The following is a 17575-nucleotide window of genomic DNA, read 5'->3' as shown; positions in this document are numbered from 1 at the left end:
GGATAGTCTTTTTCAGATTCAATCAATAATTGAACCGCTCTTTCTCTGATTTCAGGGGTATATTTTAATTTGGTCATCGGAACATTCTCTCAGAATACTGAGTCTCCGACAAACCCGGTACGGTTCATACTTCAAGATTCAAACAGATCAAATCTATGGTCCTTTTTTTATATGCTGTTTTGTTAGGATCAAAGTATCAGGTACATTTTTATATTTTATAAAAAACTTAATGGAATTACGTTTTAAAACATCAATAACTATATTAAATAGCACGAATAGTATAGAATTTTGCAGTCTGAAACGTACAATTAGGGTTCATTGGCCCGTTCAAAAACATTCAAATTTATAAATAGGATTTATATTCGAGTGAATTACTATCGTTATAGCGTTATGCTGGTTTTGAGTTTAGGAATTACAGGATGTGCAATGACCCCTGGACTTCAGACATATGATTTACCACAACAAGGTTCCTATAAAACAGATCAAGGTGCTGAATTAAATGTTGTACCTTTGACACAAAATAATATTCCTGCTATTTCTCAAGCAAATTCGCAAAATTTAGCTCAAATTCAAACATTATTTCAGCATCAGCAATCTATATATAAATTAAGTGCTGGTGATGTCCTGTCGATCCAACTTTGGGCTTATCCTGAAATTACACCACCAATTCAAGATGCAACTAATGTAAAAGCTGTTGGTTATCCCATTGACCCAAACGGTAATGTACAGCTTCCTTTAGTCGGGTCAGTTAAAATTGCTGGGAAAACGCTTGCTCAAGCGAATACATATTTGCGTAGTCAATTTAGTAAATATTTAAAACACCCTGATGTTGTCGTCAGAGTGTTATCTTACGAAGGCAAAAGATACTTCGTAAATGGTCAAGTACTTAAAAGTGGCCAATACACTTTAAATGATCAACCAATCAGCCTCTATACCGCACTAGGTCAAGCCGGTGGTATTGATACCAAAACTGGCGACACCACTAATATTCAACTCATTCGAAATGGTGCTACGTATAATTTAAATACCATTCAACTCGAAAAAAATGGTTTATCACTACATAATTTATTAATTCGCCCGAATGACACAATTTTTGTAAATACAAAACAAGATCAAAAACTTTATGTCATGGGTGAATCAAGTAAAAGCCAAGCGATTAACTTACGTGATCAAGGCATGTCTTTAAGTGATGTATTGGGTGAAAGTGAAGGGATCAACCCTTACTCAGCTAGTGCAGCTAGAATTTATGTGATGCGTACAGATTTAGATCAGAAGCAGTCAACTATCTATCACTTAAATTTGAGTAGTATTGGTAATCTAGCATTAGCCAATCAATTTTCCATGAAAAAGAATGACATTGTATACATTGATGCAACTGGTTTGACACGTTGGCAGCGTGTAGTCAATCAGATCATTCCATTCTCGAGCGCTCTTTATAGTTTTGATCAGCTTGGGAAATAATTATGGCGTTTAAAAATATACTCGTTGTCTGTGTCGGAAATATTTGCCGTAGCCCGATGGCAGAATATTTCCTAAAGACAAATTGCCCAAACCAACACATTGAATCTGCAGGATTGTCCGCAATGGCAGGACATCATGCAGATGAAAAAGCAATTCACTGTATGGACCAATTTAATATTGATATGCGTCCACATATTGCAAAACAGATCAATGCATCTTTAATTAAGCAAGCAGATTTAATTCTAGTGATGAGCACAAATCAAGCTCAGCATATAGAAAAGCAATGGCCATTTGCAAAAGGCAAAGTCTTTCGATTAGGACATTGGCAAGGAAAAAATGTTCCTGACCCTTATCAACACGATCAAGACTTTTTTAATGAATCCTGCAAAAACATAAGCAATTATGTTCAGGATTGGTTGCCACATTTTTAATATAAATTATTGAATAATCAGTTGTTAAACTATGACTCAAACCTCAAAAACTGAAGAAGATACTATTGATTTAAAAGAGCTCTTTTTTTCTCTGATTGCTCAATGGAAAATTATTGCTCTTTGCATCATATTAAGTTTAATCTGTGCACTACTCTATATTCGAACCACACCTTCCATATATTCTACGGATGCTTTAGTTCAAGTCGAAGATGGCAAAAGTGCTGCGTCTGCCGCATTACTAGGTGAACTCAAAGAAGTCTCGGGCGGCCTCGGTCAAAAATCCCCTGCAGATGCAGAGATTGAGATCTTAAATTCTCGTATGGTGTTAGGTAAAGTGATTGATGACCTCAATCTAAATATCAGTATCCAAGATCAAAATAATAGCTTCTTTAAAAAACTTCTATCTTCAGAAAAAGGTCAATTGAAATTTGATGGCCAGGGCGTTAGTTATAGCACCAAGCAACATAATTTTTTAGTTAAAGAGTTTGATGTTCCGGATTATTATTTGGATAAAAAACTCACTTTAGATTTCAAAGCAGACTCTAAATTTACCTTAAGTCATAAAGATCAGGTAATCTTTGAAGGTCGTTTAAATAAACTGAATCAATTTGTTGATGGCTATGGAACTTGGAAAATTAACATTTCAAGTACACAGCCATTTGAACACACTTTTATTTTATCTAAACTCTCACTGCCTTCTGCTGTCAAAAATTTAAAATTAAATTATGGCGTAGCTGAAAAAGGGAAAATGACAGGTGTCATTGGTTTAAATTATGCTGGAGAAGATAAACAGCACATTACCAATGTACTGAATCATATTTTAGAAATTTATCATCAACAAAATATTGAGCGTAAATCTTTAGAATCCAAACAAACCCTCAATTTCTTGGATCAACAACTCCCTGAATTAAAGCAACAACTTGAACAGTCTGAAATTAAATTCAATGAATTTCGTGAAAAATACAATACTGTAGATGTCACTCAAGAAGCTGAACTCATGCTCAAACAAAATATTGAGCTTGAGAAAATGCGCATTGAGTTAAAACAGAAACAAGCTGAGTTGTCTGCTAAATATACACCTGATCATCCTTTAATGGCTGAAATCAATGCACAGGTAAATTCTTTAAATCAAAAGACTCAAGAATTAAACAAGTCCATTAAACAACTCCCAGAAACACAGCGCTTATACTTACAACTTTATCGTGATGTCAAAGTAAATACTGAGCTTTACACATCGCTTCTTAACAGCTACCAACAGCTTAAAATTGCAAATGCTGGGGAAATTGGTAATGTCCGTATCATCGACACAGCTGTTGAACCTGAACGACCAATTAAGCCGAAAAAATTAATTGTTCTGATTTTATCGTTATTTGTAGGCGGTTTTATTGGTGTATTAATTGCTCTTGTTCGTAACATGCTTCGCTCAGGAATTAAAGATTCTTCAGAAATTGAAAATAATCTCGACCTTCCTGTTTATGCCACTGTGCCACGTTCGCCTGTTCAAGAAAGCCGTATTAAACTCTTGAAGAAGAAGAAAACAATTCCAGTTCTTGCAGTTAAAAATAGCGATGATATTGCAATTGAAAGTTTGCGCAGTATGCGTACTGCCATTCACTTTGCACTGACATCTGCAAAAAATAACCTGATCATGATTTCGGGGCCTGCACCAGAAGTTGGTAAATCGTTTATTTCAACCAACTTAGCTACGATTCTTGCGCAAAGCGATAAACGTGTTTTAATTATTGATGCCGATTTACGTCGTGGTTATTTGAACAAATACTTCAATCATGACAACCAACCAGGTCTTTCTGAATATTTAAATGGTCAGCGTGATCTAGACAGCATCATTAAAACCACTGAAATTCCAAATTTAAGTGTTATTACTCGCGGTAAGAGCCCTTCTAACCCATCTGAGCTTTTAAGTTCTGGTAAATTCAAAGAATTCTTAGATTTGATTTCACCGATGTTTGATCATGTGATCATTGATACCCCTCCTGTACTTGCAGTGACAGACGGTATCATTATTTCGCAATTTGCTGGTGTGAATTTGGTGATTGCTCGTTATGCGAAAACTCAGTTAAAAGAACTAGAGTTAACCGTTAACCGCTTTGAACAAGTGGGTGTGAAGGTCAATGGTATTATTCTAAACGACATTCAACGTAGCTCCGCAGGCTATGGTTATGGCTACAACTATTCTTATGGTTATAAAGCTTCAAAAGATCAAGACTGATTCAAGCTCTTTCAAAAAGCCACCGAATACGGTGGCTTTTTTTATTTTCGAAATTTATGTTGCATGCATCTTTCTGTATAAAAAATGTTTTATATATTCATACCGTTATAGTATAAAAATAAGAACATGACTATGATGATCTTTCCTGCACCTTACCTGATCATAGAGATAGGTAAGCGCTGAACAGGAAAAGTCTGCTAGAATTTCAGCAACTTTTTACATATAAAATAATTGTGGGAAAATATATGAGTAAGGCCCTACCTATCGCTGTCGCTGTATTACTCGGCGGTGCCGCACTTGTTCCTGTTTACTATGCAACTAAAACACCTGCTACGCAATCAGCAACATCAACTCAACCAGCTGCAAATGCTTCTGCTGTCGCTAAAATCAGTTATGCACTTGGTTATGAAGTTGCCCATCAAACGCCTCCAGAATTAGATATTGATAGCTTTGTCACTGGCGTTCGTGCGGGTCATGCTCGTGCAAAACCTGCATATACTGAAGAAGAATTACAAAAAGCATATGCTGAGTTCCAGCAAGAAATGCAAAACAAGCAGCTCGAAAGCAATAAGCAAGCACAAAGTAGCAGCGATAATTTCTTAACAGAAAACAAAAGTAAAGCTGGGGTTAAAACCACTGCTTCTGGTTTACAGTACCTAACAACGAAAGAAGGTACAGGTAAACAACCGCAAGCCACATCAGTTGTTAAAGTTCACTACACAGGTAAGTTAGTGGATGGCACAGTATTTGATAGTTCAGTACAGCGCGGCGAGCCAATTGAATTCCCATTGAACCAAGTAATTCCAGGTTGGACTGAAGGTCTACAGTTAATGAAAGAAGGCGGTAAAGCCACTTTATATATTCCTTCAAACTTAGGTTATGGTGCTCAAGGTGTTCCAGGAACGATTCCACCGAACAGTACTTTAATTTTTGATGTAGAACTCATTGAAGTTAAATAATAAAACCGGTACAGGAGAGCTTTTCGCTCTCCTGCTTTATTTTGAGACTCGGTCATGAAATTACAGATCAGTATGTTGTGTTTGGCACTCTGCTCAAGCACTGTATTTGCCAAAGATGTCAGTAATAAAAGTAGTGCTGCAGAACAAGTCGGTTATAGTTTTGGTTATTTAATGGGACGCAGTAATGCTGAATCCATTAAGGATTTAGATATTGATGCATTTGTTGCAGGTTTAAAGGCAGCATCTAAAGGTCAAGCTTCGTCACTAACAGATGAAGAAATGACCCGTGCCTTAACCCAATATAAAAAGCAAACCGAAGCGAAACAACTGATTGAACTGAAGCAAAAAGCGGATGCGAATGCCACCATTGGTTCAGCTTTCCTTGCTGAAAATGCCAAAAAACCGGGCATTCAGGTCACGAAATCTGGCCTGCAATATCAAGTCATTCAAGCCGGCAAAGATAAGTCACCTAAAGCCAATTCAACAGTGAAAGTTCACTATGAAGGTCGCTTAATTGATGGCACTGTTTTTGATAGTTCAATTGCACGCAACCAACCTGCGATGTTCCAAGTGAGCCAAGTCATTCAGGGTTGGACAGAAGGTCTACAGTTGATGAAAGAAGGTGCAAAATATCGCTTCTTCATTCCTGCAAATTTAGGCTATGGTCAAATTGGTTCAGCAGACGTCATTGAGCCAAATAGCACGCTGATTTTTGATGTAGAGCTCATTGAAGTTCTCCCGAAATAACAATACTCTCTTTAGGAGCATCGACAAATCTCGGTGCTCCTCAATATTTCTTCGTTCCATTATTTTCTTTTACAATTTTTTTGATTGATTTGACTTAAAATTCACATTGATATCTTATATTTATTTCACAAAAACCAATTTCCCTTTATTTTAAATCTTCATCAACTGCGTAGCCGCACATAAGGATTTGACCATGACCGTTAAAATTAAGACGCGCGAAATTCAATATACAGCAGCGGATGGAACTCAACTTTTTGGCTATTTTGCCGCACCAGAGTCAGACACTGCGATCGCAGGTGTATTAGTTGCCCCTGAATGGTGGGGACGCAATGAATATACCGAACAACGTGCGCGTGAATTGGCAGAACAAGGCTATGCTGCTTTCGCTTTGGATATGTATGGTGACAAAAAAGTCACCACAGATGCCAAGCAAGCTTATGAATGGATGATGCAGACTTTTGATCATGCCGACACCATTGTGACCCGTGCGTCTGCTGCATTAAACACTTTGGCACAGCAAAAGGAAGTAAATGCAGATAAACTCGCAGCTATAGGCTTTTGCTATGGCGGAAAAGTCGTGCTGGATTTAGCTCGTTCAGGTGCTGAATTAAAAGCAGTGGTGACCTTCCATGCAACACTTGCTACAGCGACTCCTGCACAAACAGGACAAGTCCAAGCAGAGATTTTAGTGCAACATGGTGAGCTCGACTCGATGGTGAGCTTAGATGATGTTGCAACCTTTAGAAATGAAATGGATGCTGCCCAAGTGCAGTATCAAATCAATATTTTTGAAGGTGCAAAACATGGCTTTAGCAACCCGATGGCGGATGAACGCGCCAAAGCAAACGGCGTAGATTTAGCTTATAACGCTGCTGCAGAACAACAAAGCTTAGCGGCCATGTATGCTTTGTTAGCACGCCAGCTTAGTTCTTAAAGCGCTAAGAACCAATACCAATATTTAATTTATAAAAATGAGGAGAGCACAATGACAGAACTCAATTGTCCATATTGCAATTTTGACGAATATGACGTGATTGCAAAAAATGATTTTGGTGTTGTACTTCCTGAACCACATACACTGTCTAAAGGGCATGCTGTCATTGTCCCACTACGTCATGTTGGTTCATTTTTTGAAATTACTGATAAAGAACGTAAAAGTTTAATGTCCTTACTTGAACAAGCGCGTAATGAATTAAATTTACGCTATCAACCTACTGGCTTTCATATTGGGTTTAATGATGGACAAGTTTTTGGCGAAGCCACTGAACATGTGCATATTCACATTATTCCACGTTATGAAAACCAAACATTGGCGCTCGATACCCGCTGGGGCTTTAAAAGCTAAACTTTAAATTTACACTCACTAAGGAGCCTCGGCTCCTTTTTTGATGGCCACTATTTTTGCATTTCCCCTGATATACAGATTTCGTTTTGAACAAAAAGAATGCCTATTGAAAGATGTATACTAGGCAGGTTTTTTCAATTTTGACTGTATTGCATGTTTAACTTTTCTGATGCCCTTCTCGACTGGTTTGATGTCCATGGTCGTCATGACTTACCGTGGCAAGTGAAGGATGACCCTTACAAAGTATGGGTTTCAGAAATTATGCTACAACAGACTCAAGTCAAAACCGTCTTACAATATTTTGATCGATTTATTCAACGATTTCCGACTGTTGAAGATTTAGGCCATGCCTCTTGGGATGATGTGGCGCCCTATTGGGCTGGCTTAGGCTACTATGCACGGGCTCGGAACTTACACAAAGCCGCGGGTATTGTTGCACGTCAGGGACATTTTCCAAGCAATCTTGAGCAGTGGATGGAACTACCAGGCATCGGCCCGTCTACCGCAGGTGCGCTGATGTCTTTGGGTTTAAGACAATATGGCGTGATTATGGACGGCAACGTCAAGCGAGTATTGTCTCGATTCTTTGCTATTGAAGATGATTTATCGAAACCTGTACATGAACGGGCCATGTGGCAACTGGCGACAGAGCTCTGCCCCATGGAACGCAACCACGATTATACCCAAGCGATTATGGATCTGGGTGCAACGGTATGCACGCCGAAAAAGCCGCTCTGTTTATATTGCCCCATGCAACAGCACTGCAAAGCACATGCTCAAGGTTTAGAAACTGAATTACCGTATAAAAAGCCTAAAAAGCCTGTTCCTGTAAGAGAAGCTCAAGTCATGCTGATTCAATCTGCAGGAGAATGGCTGTGGATACAACGTCCGAATAGCGGGCTATGGGGTGGTCTGTGGTGTTTACCTATTTTTGATCAACCCCATGAGTTTCAATCCCACACTCAGCAGCTTGGACTGAAACCTACCACCACTCAAGTGCAAATATCGCATAGTTTTACCCACTTCACTTGGCTTTTAGTAGCTACTGTATTTACCGTTGCTGCCGATCAAAAAGAGCATTTAGCGATTGAATGCAACGGACAGTGGTTTAGCCCGATACAAGCCACTGCACTCGGTATTCCAACCGCCATGAAAAAACTCATTTCTACGCTAGAACTCGAAAGCCATTCTATGCCATAGTTTTGAACTGCTCATCAATTGAATAGGGACAAATGTGACTCAAGAGTTTTTGCTTCGCAGAGGGTTGTTCGGCGGTATTGGTTTTATGTTGCTTTTACTCAGCGCCTGTACGTCGACTCCACCCAAACCATCAGGCAGTACATTGCCTGCTCATGAAGTGAAAAAATTACAAAACATGCGTTTATCCAATCAATTGCCTGTTCCTGTTCATCAAGTCAAACGAAGTGCGCTTAAGGATACTTGGGGCGCAGCGCGTAGCCAAGGACGAAGCCACGAAGGTATTGATATTATTGTTCCACGTGGAACAAAAGTTCTCAGTGCTACAGAAGGTTTAGTTGCTGACTTACGTAATAACAATTTGGGTGGTAAAGTGATATGGATTATGGGGCCCGCAGGTTCTTGGCATTATTATGCGCATCTTGATGGTCATAAACGTGGCTTAAACGTCGGCGACTATGTCAAAAAAGGTGATGTCATTGGCTATGTAGGTAATACTGGCAATGCTCGACATACTGCACCACATTTGCATTATGGCATTTACTTGGGTGGTAAAGGTCGCAATGCCGTTAACCCCTATCCGTATTTACGTTAATTTTAGGAAACATACATGTCAGAAGCGTTGATCAATCGTCTGGTGGAATTTGCAGAATCTGGTAATCAACAAAAAATCAGCCTCAATGGACAGTCTTATCAGGGCTGGATCATGGAGATCACTGAAGAAGCATTACTCATCAGCACCGGCTACGCAGACAAATCGGGTAAAGATGTATGGATTCAATTTGCCGATCTCGATCAAGCGGAACTGTTGTATTGGGACAATAAAAACGATCAATGGACTGTCTTTAAAATTTAAGTCAAAAGGAGCATTCAACATGACGATACAACGCTGTGCTTGGTGCTCCGAAGATCCTTTGTATATTGCCTACCACGACACTGAGTGGGCTAAACCTAGTTTTGATGAGCAGCATCTCTTTGAAATGCTATGTCTTGAAGGACAACAAGCGGGGCTGTCTTGGATCACTGTGCTGAAAAAGCGGGCCTGCTATCAGCAGCATTTTTTTCAATATCCCATTGCCGAAATCGCAGCGTTGAGTGACCTACAATTACAAGAAAAATTACAAGATTCAGGTTTGATTCGCCATATCGGCAAACTCACTGCCATTCGTGATAATGCCAAAGCATGGCAACAGTTAAAAGCCCAAGGGATTCATCCGGTGGAATTTCTTTGGAATTTTGTCGAAGGTCAAATTGCCAATAATGATGTAGTTGAATATCGCAGCGCCCCTGCACAAACCGCTCAAAGTCAGGCCATGTCCAAAGCATTAAAAAAGCATGGCTTTAAATTTGTCGGCCCAACGACTTGCTATGCTCTGATGCAAGCTATCGGCATGGTCAATGATCATGAAAATCACTGTGACTTTAAATACACGCACGCAGAATGACCTCAAAAACAGAAAGGATAGAATAATGAGTGACAATACAATTCAAGCCTATGCAGCAATGAACAGTGGTGAAGCCCTTGTTCCCTACCAATTTGATGCAGGTGAATTACAAGCCCATCAGGTTGAAGTCAAAGTCGAGTATTGCGGTCTTTGTCACTCAGATATTTCTATTATCCAAAATGATTGGAAATCTTCGGTTTATCCTGTGGTCCCAGGGCATGAAGTGATTGGAACCATTACCCAACTCGGCAGCGAAGCCAAAGGACTGAAAATCGGACAACGTGTGGGCATAGGCTGGACAGCAGAAAGTTGTCAACACTGTGACCCATGTATCGATGGTCGCCAAGTGCAATGTACTGGAACCAAGACAGCGACGATCGTCGGTCATGCAGGTGGCTTTGCCGACAAAGTTCGTGCGGGCTGGCAATGGGTTATTCCGCTTCCAGATGATCTTGATCCAACCAGTGCTGGCCCTCTGCTCTGCGGTGGGATTACAGTATTTGATCCCATCTTACAGCACCAAATTCAGGCCATTCACCATGTTGCCGTGATCGGCATTGGTGGTTTAGGTCATATGGCGATTAAACTGCTCAAAGCTTGGGGCTGTGAAATTACCGCATTTAGTTCAAACTTAGATAAAACTGATGAACTTAAAGCTATGGGGGCTGACCATGTGGTGAATAGTCGTGATCTTGCCGCGATTAAAGCACAACGTGGTAAGTTCAATTTAATTTTAAGCACGGTCAATGTGACGTTGGATTGGCAAGCCTATCTTTCAACTTTGGCACCGAATGGAAGCGTTCACATGCTCGGCCTAGCACTTGAGCCGATGCAAATCCCCGCAGGTATGCTGATCAGTGGTGCTAAATCTGTCACTGGCTCATCAACAGGCTCTCCTGCAGCACTGCGTGAATTACTTCGATTCGCCGCACGTCAAAATATTGCACCACAAATTGAAATGTATCCCATGTCTCAGGTGAATGAAGCGATTGAACGTTTGCATTCAGGAAACGTGCGTTATCGAATTGTGCTGAAAGCTGATTTTTAACGGCAAAAATCTAAGCCCAAAAAGCCTGCTGCATGCAGGCTTTCTTCTGCCCTTTATACACTCATCAAAATTAGACGGTGTTTGTATTTATGCATTCCTTACGCAGCTTCGAGCGGGTCTAATCATCATCAGTACACTCACGCTTATGGCGTGCCAACCCGAACAGCACACTCAAGCTCAAAGCCAGCAAAATTTTATCTGTAAATCTTTAATTCAAGGTTTTTTGAGTGCCCAAAAACTGACGCAATATGAACTTGAGCAGATCCAACCGATCACCAGCGGCGGGTTACATCAGACGCTATATATTTATAAAGCCAAGTCTGAAAACGGCATGAATATCATGCCGCAGCAAGCCAAACTTCGCTTTGCCTGTGAACAAATGACCGCGCGGCAATTTCAAATCAAGTTACATCCGCATCAATTTCCAGAACAGACCTTACTCAGCATCGAACTTCCAGAAACACAGCACATGCAGCAGTTGACTGCATTTCGCCTGCCTGAGATGCAAAGTCATTGATCGTTCATATTGAACTGAATCATTACTAAGGCTTATTTTAAAATTTCGGGAACGGTCGCAACAGTTTTGCTTTTACCCAGCTGCACTTTCATTTTTTGTAGCATTTGATAAGGCTGTTGCTGCACAAACATATTCACGAAACTGAGCGGAATGGAGCCTTCCGGATTGGCATAGCCATAGGTCGACACTTTGACTTTTTGATTGCCTAAACGCTGGAAGGTCCAATCGCCCTCATAGTCGGTTAAACGTACATAATTGGGATTGATCGGATAACCTTTTTTAACTGCTTTATTTTGGATGCTAATGATGCCTTGTGCATCTTTACGCATTTTGCCTTGTACCACCAAATCACGGTCTTTTAAGGGAAAAGGAAAATCCAACACCATATATAAACTGAATTCACCTTTTTGGTCATCGCGGGATAAGACTTTGACACTGCCCATATAAGGGACCCAATTCACTGCATTTTCCACATCTAAAATCAGGGAAACCGCTTTTTCAATGGGTACATCAAAACTAGTTTCAGCTTTGTATTGAAAGACAGGATTTTGAGCATTTTGGTAGGTCCAAACTTTAATATTATTTTTATTAATCGTGAGTTTGGCATTATCCATAGTTTTCGCTTGTACTGCCGCAGTGAATGCGACAGCACAGGCCATAAAGATGACTTTTTTCATTCCATTGATCGTCTTATTTTAATTTTATGCTGTTGTTATAACGGATTTTAACGCGCTTTTATACGTCAATATCGTTAAAACCCAGTACATCTTTCATATCGTACTTACGTGCTTCACGACCAACTACCCATGCAGCTGCACGTACTGCACCAGAGGCAAAGTTCATACGGTTGGTTGCTTTATGGGTAATTTCAACACGTTCGCCATCCGCAATAAACATCGCAGTATGTTCACCAACAATGTCACCACCACGAATCGTTTGGAAGCCAATGGTTTGACGTTCACGTGGACCCGTATGACCTTCACGGCAATACACAGCATCTTGTTTTAAGTCACGTCCTAAAGCACCTGCAATGGCTTCACCCCACATCAGCGCTGTACCTGATGGTGCATCAACTTTATGGCGATGATGGGCTTCAATCACTTCAATATCTACAGTATCGCCAAACACTTTTGATGCGAGTTCTAGAAGTTTAATTGAAACGTTTACACCGACAGAATAGTTCGCTGCATAGACCACTGGAGTTTCTGTTGCTGTTTCATCGAGATAAGCTTTTTGCTCATCATTCATACCTGTGGTACCAATGACAATCGCAACGCCTGCTTCACGGCAAAGTTTAAGATGCTGTGCTGTTGCTGCAGGTGCAGTAAAATCGATTACGACATCACAATCTTTTAAAACCTCAGCAAGGTTACCGACAACCTTTACGCCAACCGCGCCAATCCCTGCAAGTTCACCGGCATCCGCACCGACCAAGCTACTTTCAGGACGTTCTACCGCAGCAGCTAATTGATACCCAGCTTGCTGAACCGCCTGAATTAAGATGCGTCCCATACGACCGCCTGCGCCCAAGATACCAATACGTGGAGCTGCTGACATAACATTTTCCTAATGTTGATTCGAAATTGGTCTTACTATATCAAAACTCCATGCGCAGGCTAAGTTACAAACAAAAAAATCCTGCATTTTCCGAAAGACTTTTGCAAATCAACTTCTACCACAGACGCTGACTATTCCCTCACCAAGTTTGAGCATTTTCACGGTATGATAGGCGCGTTCTATTGATCTTGAATATTCATGAAAACCCTATTGTATCTTTGTGCGGCAGTCTGTATTGCACTGGCATGGCTGATTCCGATTCATTACCGACCTTGGGCCACATATACCGGTGAGCTTTATACCTTCTTTGCCCTGTTTGCTTTAGCGGCAACCTTCTTTAAAGAAAAGCTCATGGTGGCAAAAATTTCCTTGCCTCTTTTGCTTTTAGCGCTGATTCCCATCGTCCAACTGGCTTTTGGGCAGGTGTATTATTTTAGTATCGCCTTGCTCTGCATGCTGTTCGTGTTCAGCTTCTGGCTATGTATCAATCTTGGTTTTAGCCTCTCACAAGGTACGGAAAAACGCGAAAAAACCTTCCTATACCTGAGCTATACCTTTGTTGCTTCGGGTGTCATGACCGGACTCATCGCAATATGTCAGTGGTTAGATTTTGACTCGTTTCTTCCTTTTGTGATGAAAATTAGTGGAACTACGCGCCCATTTGCAAACTTTGCTCAGCCGAATAACATGGCCACGTTTCTGCTCATGTCTTTGTTAGCCTGCCTATATGTTTATGAACAGCAAAAAGTTAAAACGCGCTATTTGGTCGCTTGTGCAATTCCTATTTTAATTGGGGTCGCGCTCAGCCAATCTCGCACCTCTTGGGTGGCAAGTATCTGTGTCCTAGTCTATTTGGCTTATGCACAGTACAAAGATTATATCCGTCTTCGCTGGTTTTACAGCTTGGCCTGGTTTATCGGCTTTGTGGCACTGATTGTATTGATGCCAAAATTAAGTCAAATCATGAGCCAAATATCCGACATGAATATTCAAGAAAGTCGTGACGTAGCCGAACGTGCTGGTGGAGATATGTCTCGTTTAGCCATTTGGCAACAAATGGCGCATGCCGTAGCTGCACAGCCTTGGTTTGGCTATGGTTGGCATCAAACCAGTAGCGCTTTTGTCTCGATCTCTGACACGGTGCAAGGACCTGTATGGATTCGTAGCTCACACAATTTTATTTTGGATTTCTTATTGTGGAATGGCACCATTATTGGTGTGCCGTTCTTGGCCTATTTCGCCTATTGGGGCATCCAATTACAGAAGTTAGCCAAGTCTGCATTATCTGTGATTGGCCTATTGATGGTCGGTGTCTTCGTTATTCATGCCATGTTGGAGTTTCCGCAAAACTACGCATATTTCTTACTGCCTGTGGGTTTTATTATCGGGATTCTTCAAGCTGCGAAATCACAGACGGCTACATTGAGTCTGTCTCCGTGGTTTATCCGCATTGTTTTCGTGATTGGCGCCGTGCTGATTACGGTGATTTATCGCGATTATGCCAATGCAGCGATTCAGCTGGGTCAGGCATCAAAATATGAAAAAACACCGGAGAAAATCACCAACCATGAGCCGATCTATTTACTCACGGAATTTAGACATCGGGTAGCGATTATTCGTTTAAATCCATATTCCATCGTTTCTGAACAAACCATTCAGGATACTGAAAAATTGGTTCGCAGCTATCCAGCGAAATACCACATCATTAAATATGCACGTTTATTGGCATTTAATGGTCGTGAGGCTGAAGCACGTCATCAGCTACAGCGTCTTAAAAATATCTATAGGCTCGACATGAGCTATGAGAGTTTATTACCGCCTACAGCACAGCCGAAACCTTAAAACGCTCAATAAAAAAGCCTGCAATTATGCAGGCTTTTTTATACCTGAGTTCACATCACAGCGAACTCAAGCAAATCATTTCAATTAATCAAACAAACGGTCGAAGAATGATTTTTTCTTCGGAGATGATTTATTGTCATCGCCATCCATCGTGTCTTGTAACTCTTTCAACAATTCACGTTGACGAGCCGTTAAGTTCACAGGCGTTTCCACCACGATACGGCAGAGTAAGTCACCGGTCATGCTGGTACGTACAGGCTTCACACCTTTACCACGTAAGCGGAACAATTTACCAGTTTGAGTCCCTTCAGGTACTTTCAAGCTCACACGACCATCGAGTGTCGGAATTTGAATTTCTTTACCCAATGCAGCATCTGCAATGCTTACAGGCACATCCATATACAAGTCAGCGCCATCACGTTGGAAGATTTCGTGTTCACGTACCACCACTTCTACATATAAGTCGCCTGCTTGGCCATCACGGATCGCCTCGCCTTTGCCACTTAAACGTACGCGGTCGCCATTGTCCACACCTGCAGGAATGGTCACCTCTAAAGTTTGCTGACGGTCAGAAACCCCTGAACCATGACATTTATTACATGGGTTCTTAATGATTTTACCTTGACCACGACAGGTGCTACAGGTTTGCTGCACAGAGAAGAAGCCCTGTTGCATACGCACTTGACCGGCACCATGACAGGTTTTACAGGTTTCAACGTCATTCGGATTTTTAGATCCTTTACCATCACAGGCATCACATGGCGCTGGCGCAGTAAAGGTAATGGTTTTTTTCACGCCCTTCACAGCTTCCTCAAGGGTAAGCTCCATAACATAGCGTAAGTCTGAACCACGGCGTGCACGTTGCTGACCACCACGGCCACCACCGCCAAATGCGCCACCGAATATGTCACCAAACTGACTAAAGATATCTTCTGCGCTAAAACCGCCACCGAAGCCACCGCCGCCGCCCATGCCGCCTTCAAAAGCTTGATGTCCCATACGGTCATACATACTACGTTTTTCGCTGTCCGATAAAACTTCATATGCTTCTGCAGCTTCTTTGAATTTTTCTTCAGCTTCTGGGTTATCTGGATTACGGTCAGGGTGATACTTCATCGCCAACTTACGGTAGGCTTTTTTAATTTCATCATCACTTGCGGTTTTAGATACACCTAAAACCTCATAATAATCACGTTTAGCCATGTCTGGCGATGCTCCTCACGGAATTTAATTTAATACTTAACTGTGGTCTGAAATTGGGGAATCAAACCATTTTTTCAAGGGGTAGGCAGGAAAAAAATAAATCGACTTAGAAAACAGCCTTATTTTTAACGAATTTGGATAGACCTTGGATCCATGCATTTAATAGATACAAAAAGGCAATCGCAGCAAAGACCACACCAATTACCGTGCATGCAGTCACCCAAAGATAGGTGTCCCAATAATAGAAAAATAAAGGAATAAACCACAGTGCGGCAAAAATGGCCATCATGGAATAAATCACGACGGTGCGCATGACCCAAAGCGCTTGGGCTTGTAGCCAAACTTCTGCAGAATCGATTTGAGTGACTTTGCGTGCAAAGCCGTAGGCAAATACACCACTAATCAGGGTAAATAAAGCGAAAAACATGAAGACATAAGAAATCGCAATATAACGGCGATACTTAGCTAAACTCTCTGCTGTCATCTGTGATTCAACCCCGTACACCACAATATGCCGCGCTGCACTTGTGGTAGTTTTACTTTTTAAAAATGTCTTTGTAGATCAGGTGCTACTATAGAGAAAAATTCAATATTTCGCACCCAATATTATGACACTTTTAAGGATTCTGCTGAGTTTTTTTCACTTTAAACCACTGTGCATATAACGCAGGTAAAAAGAACAAGGTCAGCAGGGTCGCCACGATCAATCCACCCATAATCGCCACAGCCATTGGACCGAAGAAAATACTGCGAGAAAGTGGAATCATCGCCAATACAGCGGCCAATGCAGTCAGCACAATTGGACGGCAACGACGTACCGTCGCATTGATAATCGCATCCCAAGCCGACTCCCCAGACTGAATATCTTGTTCAATCTGATCAATCAAAATCAGTGAATTGCGCATAATCATTCCAGACAGTGCAATCGTGCCGAGCATCGCCACAAAACCAAAGGGTTTATTGAACAATAACAGGAATAACACCACGCCAATAATGCCCAAAGGTGCAGTTAAAAATACCCGTGCACTTTGCCCCAGTTGAATGGCGCTATTGCCTTCACGTAATGCCACTTTGACACTATAAGTACGAGACTGATCGGCAGCAGGACTAATTTCACGTACATAGCCTGCAAATTTTTCCTGTGGTTTCGACCACAAGGTAACCCATGCATCCTGCCCTGTTTTAATTTCAGTAACCGCTTGTTCAGGCACACCAATGACCACGTCACGTTCACCTGCTATCGCCAATTGAAATGCCGGTTGTCCTGCTGCAATCACTTGACCAATCTCAATATTACGCTCAGTAATGACCCCATTTTTATTGGCAATTAATTGGTTATAACCGGTCTGATTACGACTCACATCATAATTGGATTGCGCTTGCTTTAAATTCGACTGTGCTGCTTTATATTGGTTTTCCACCGCATCGTACTGCGAACGACTCACAGCATTGACTGGCAATAATTGCTTGACATACTCCCACCACCAAGCTAAGAGCTATGGTGGGGGAATCTTTGCGACCCATGCAATCTTAGAGATTGCACCTTTCGATACCGCACTGCGCTGACAGTATGGCGGTACAGGAACTCTTTAT

General features: G+C 41.4%; 17 protein-coding genes and 4 pseudogenes. 15 read left to right on the top strand and 6 right to left on the bottom strand.

From position 1 onward, the window contains the following. Positions 1-390 precede the first annotated feature (390 nt). The 14 genes and pseudogenes from FTU17_RS14710 to FTU17_RS14650 all read left to right on the top strand — a co-directional run bounded on the left by FTU17_RS14710 (position 391) and on the right by FTU17_RS14650 (position 11380). Positions 391-1461, top strand: a complete 1071-nt coding sequence (locus tag FTU17_RS14710) for a polysaccharide biosynthesis/export family protein (protein WP_045015057.1) — start codon at positions 391-393, stop codon at positions 1459-1461. 2 nt (positions 1462-1463) lie between these two features. Then, on the top strand, positions 1464-1892 hold the full coding sequence (locus tag FTU17_RS14705; protein WP_180135866.1) for a low molecular weight protein-tyrosine-phosphatase: 429 nt from the start codon (positions 1464-1466) through the stop codon (positions 1890-1892). Positions 1893-1923: 31 nt separating this feature from the next. Continuing rightward, positions 1924-2266, top strand: a pseudogene (locus FTU17_RS17775) (Wzz/FepE/Etk N-terminal domain-containing protein); the annotation flags it as partial. A gap of 104 nt (positions 2267-2370) precedes the next feature. Further along, positions 2371-4122: pseudogene (locus FTU17_RS14700) on the top strand (polysaccharide biosynthesis tyrosine autokinase); the annotation flags it as partial. 245 nt (positions 4123-4367) lie between these two features. Beyond that, positions 4368-5081, top strand: a complete 714-nt coding sequence (locus tag FTU17_RS14695) for an FKBP-type peptidyl-prolyl cis-trans isomerase (RefSeq protein ID WP_078191625.1) — start codon at positions 4368-4370, stop codon at positions 5079-5081. 54 nt (positions 5082-5135) lie between these two features. Next, positions 5136-5828: an FKBP-type peptidyl-prolyl cis-trans isomerase gene (locus FTU17_RS14690; protein ID WP_180135862.1), complete on the top strand. Its 693-nt coding sequence runs from the start codon at positions 5136-5138 to the stop codon at positions 5826-5828. A 193-nt stretch (positions 5829-6021) separates the two neighbouring features. After that, positions 6022-6762, top strand: a complete 741-nt coding sequence (locus tag FTU17_RS14685) for a dienelactone hydrolase family protein (protein ID WP_180135860.1) — start codon at positions 6022-6024, stop codon at positions 6760-6762. 51 nt (positions 6763-6813) lie between these two features. Further along, positions 6814-7173, top strand: coding sequence for an HIT family protein (locus FTU17_RS14680; protein ID WP_078191628.1), 360 nt, complete (start codon positions 6814-6816; stop codon positions 7171-7173). A 153-nt stretch (positions 7174-7326) separates the two neighbouring features. After that, entirely contained in the window at positions 7327-8373 is a 1047-nt protein-coding gene (mutY, locus tag FTU17_RS14675) for an A/G-specific adenine glycosylase (RefSeq protein ID WP_180135858.1), read from the top strand. Positions 8374-8458: 85 nt separating this feature from the next. Beyond that, positions 8459-8965, top strand: a complete 507-nt coding sequence (locus FTU17_RS14670; protein ID WP_180026235.1) for a M23 family metallopeptidase — start codon at positions 8459-8461, stop codon at positions 8963-8965. Between the two features lie 15 nt (positions 8966-8980). Beyond that, positions 8981-9226: a hypothetical protein gene (locus FTU17_RS14665; RefSeq protein WP_078191630.1), complete on the top strand. Its 246-nt coding sequence runs from the start codon at positions 8981-8983 to the stop codon at positions 9224-9226. A 19-nt stretch (positions 9227-9245) separates the two neighbouring features. Continuing rightward, positions 9246-9815 (top strand): DNA-3-methyladenine glycosylase I, encoded by a 570-nt coding sequence (locus FTU17_RS14660; RefSeq protein ID WP_180042052.1) that lies wholly within the window; start codon positions 9246-9248, stop codon positions 9813-9815. 25 nt (positions 9816-9840) lie between these two features. Beyond that, complete coding sequence (locus FTU17_RS14655; RefSeq protein WP_180055729.1) at positions 9841-10863, top strand: NAD(P)-dependent alcohol dehydrogenase; 1023 nt, start codon at positions 9841-9843, stop codon at positions 10861-10863. A 145-nt stretch (positions 10864-11008) separates the two neighbouring features. After that, positions 11009-11380: a hypothetical protein gene (locus FTU17_RS14650; protein WP_180003642.1), complete on the top strand. Its 372-nt coding sequence runs from the start codon at positions 11009-11011 to the stop codon at positions 11378-11380. 32 nt (positions 11381-11412) lie between these two features. Here FTU17_RS14650 and FTU17_RS14645 read toward each other — a convergent pair whose 3' ends face one another. Together FTU17_RS14645 and dapB are read right to left on the bottom strand one after the other, a co-directional pair. Next, positions 11413-12057, bottom strand: coding sequence for an START domain-containing protein (locus tag FTU17_RS14645; protein WP_180003644.1), 645 nt, complete (start codon positions 12055-12057; stop codon positions 11413-11415). A 58-nt stretch (positions 12058-12115) separates the two neighbouring features. Then, positions 12116-12937, bottom strand: coding sequence for a 4-hydroxy-tetrahydrodipicolinate reductase (gene dapB / locus FTU17_RS14640; RefSeq protein ID WP_078194102.1), 822 nt, complete (start codon positions 12935-12937; stop codon positions 12116-12118). A 198-nt stretch (positions 12938-13135) separates the two neighbouring features. On the opposite strand from dapB, the gene FTU17_RS14635 reads away from it, so the two are divergent. Further along, positions 13136-14779, top strand: a complete 1644-nt coding sequence (locus FTU17_RS14635; RefSeq protein ID WP_180135856.1) for a PglL family O-oligosaccharyltransferase — start codon at positions 13136-13138, stop codon at positions 14777-14779. 84 nt (positions 14780-14863) lie between these two features. Here the strand turns inward: FTU17_RS14635 and dnaJ are convergent, their stop codons facing one another. The 4 genes and pseudogenes from dnaJ to FTU17_RS17765 all read right to left on the bottom strand — a co-directional run. Then, positions 14864-15982: a molecular chaperone DnaJ gene (dnaJ, locus tag FTU17_RS14630; protein WP_111885156.1), complete on the bottom strand. Its 1119-nt coding sequence runs from the start codon at positions 15980-15982 to the stop codon at positions 14864-14866. A 106-nt stretch (positions 15983-16088) separates the two neighbouring features. Continuing rightward, entirely contained in the window at positions 16089-16466 is a 378-nt protein-coding gene (locus FTU17_RS14625) for a hypothetical protein (protein WP_180116249.1), read from the bottom strand. 133 nt (positions 16467-16599) lie between these two features. Continuing rightward, positions 16600-17004: pseudogene (locus FTU17_RS17770) on the bottom strand (efflux RND transporter permease subunit); the annotation flags it as partial. Then, positions 16987-17451, bottom strand: a pseudogene (locus FTU17_RS17765) (efflux RND transporter periplasmic adaptor subunit); the annotation flags it as partial. The pseudogenes FTU17_RS17770 and FTU17_RS17765, both read right to left, overlap by 18 nt. Between the last annotated feature and the right edge of the window lie 124 nt (positions 17452-17575).

Source organism: Acinetobacter sp. YH12070, from assembly GCF_013419625.1.
GTDB classification, from domain to species: domain Bacteria; phylum Pseudomonadota; class Gammaproteobacteria; order Pseudomonadales; family Moraxellaceae; genus Acinetobacter; species Acinetobacter amyesii.
Note: the sequence above shows the minus strand (reverse complement) of the source record. Positions and strands in the feature narration are given on the sequence as shown.

Excerpts from the sequence above, each read along its gene's own strand:
- FTU17_RS14710 (WP_045015057.1), top strand. The coding sequence starts at position 391 with ATGCTGGTTTTGAGTTTAGGAATTACAGGATGTGCAATGACCCCTGGA.
- FTU17_RS14705 (WP_180135866.1), top strand. The coding sequence starts at position 1,464 with ATGGCGTTTAAAAATATACTCGTTGTCTGTGTCGGAAATATTTGCCGT.
- FTU17_RS14695 (WP_078191625.1), top strand. The coding sequence starts at position 4,368 with ATGAGTAAGGCCCTACCTATCGCTGTCGCTGTATTACTCGGCGGTGCC.
- FTU17_RS14690 (WP_180135862.1), top strand. The coding sequence starts at position 5,136 with ATGAAATTACAGATCAGTATGTTGTGTTTGGCACTCTGCTCAAGCACT.
- FTU17_RS14685 (WP_180135860.1), top strand. The coding sequence starts at position 6,022 with ATGACCGTTAAAATTAAGACGCGCGAAATTCAATATACAGCAGCGGAT.
- FTU17_RS14680 (WP_078191628.1), top strand. The coding sequence starts at position 6,814 with ATGACAGAACTCAATTGTCCATATTGCAATTTTGACGAATATGACGTG.
- mutY (WP_180135858.1), top strand. The coding sequence starts at position 7,327 with ATGTTTAACTTTTCTGATGCCCTTCTCGACTGGTTTGATGTCCATGGT.
- FTU17_RS14670 (WP_180026235.1), top strand. The coding sequence starts at position 8,459 with ATGTTGCTTTTACTCAGCGCCTGTACGTCGACTCCACCCAAACCATCA.
- FTU17_RS14665 (WP_078191630.1), top strand. The coding sequence starts at position 8,981 with ATGTCAGAAGCGTTGATCAATCGTCTGGTGGAATTTGCAGAATCTGGT.
- FTU17_RS14660 (WP_180042052.1), top strand. The coding sequence starts at position 9,246 with ATGACGATACAACGCTGTGCTTGGTGCTCCGAAGATCCTTTGTATATT.
- FTU17_RS14655 (WP_180055729.1), top strand. The coding sequence starts at position 9,841 with ATGAGTGACAATACAATTCAAGCCTATGCAGCAATGAACAGTGGTGAA.
- FTU17_RS14650 (WP_180003642.1), top strand. The coding sequence starts at position 11,009 with ATGGCGTGCCAACCCGAACAGCACACTCAAGCTCAAAGCCAGCAAAAT.
- FTU17_RS14645 (WP_180003644.1), bottom strand. The coding sequence starts at position 12,057 with ATGAAAAAAGTCATCTTTATGGCCTGTGCTGTCGCATTCACTGCGGCA.
- dapB (WP_078194102.1), bottom strand. The coding sequence starts at position 12,937 with ATGTCAGCAGCTCCACGTATTGGTATCTTGGGCGCAGGCGGTCGTATG.
- FTU17_RS14635 (WP_180135856.1), top strand. The coding sequence starts at position 13,136 with ATGAAAACCCTATTGTATCTTTGTGCGGCAGTCTGTATTGCACTGGCA.
- dnaJ (WP_111885156.1), bottom strand. The coding sequence starts at position 15,982 with ATGGCTAAACGTGATTATTATGAGGTTTTAGGTGTATCTAAAACCGCA.
- FTU17_RS14625 (WP_180116249.1), bottom strand. The coding sequence starts at position 16,466 with ATGACAGCAGAGAGTTTAGCTAAGTATCGCCGTTATATTGCGATTTCT.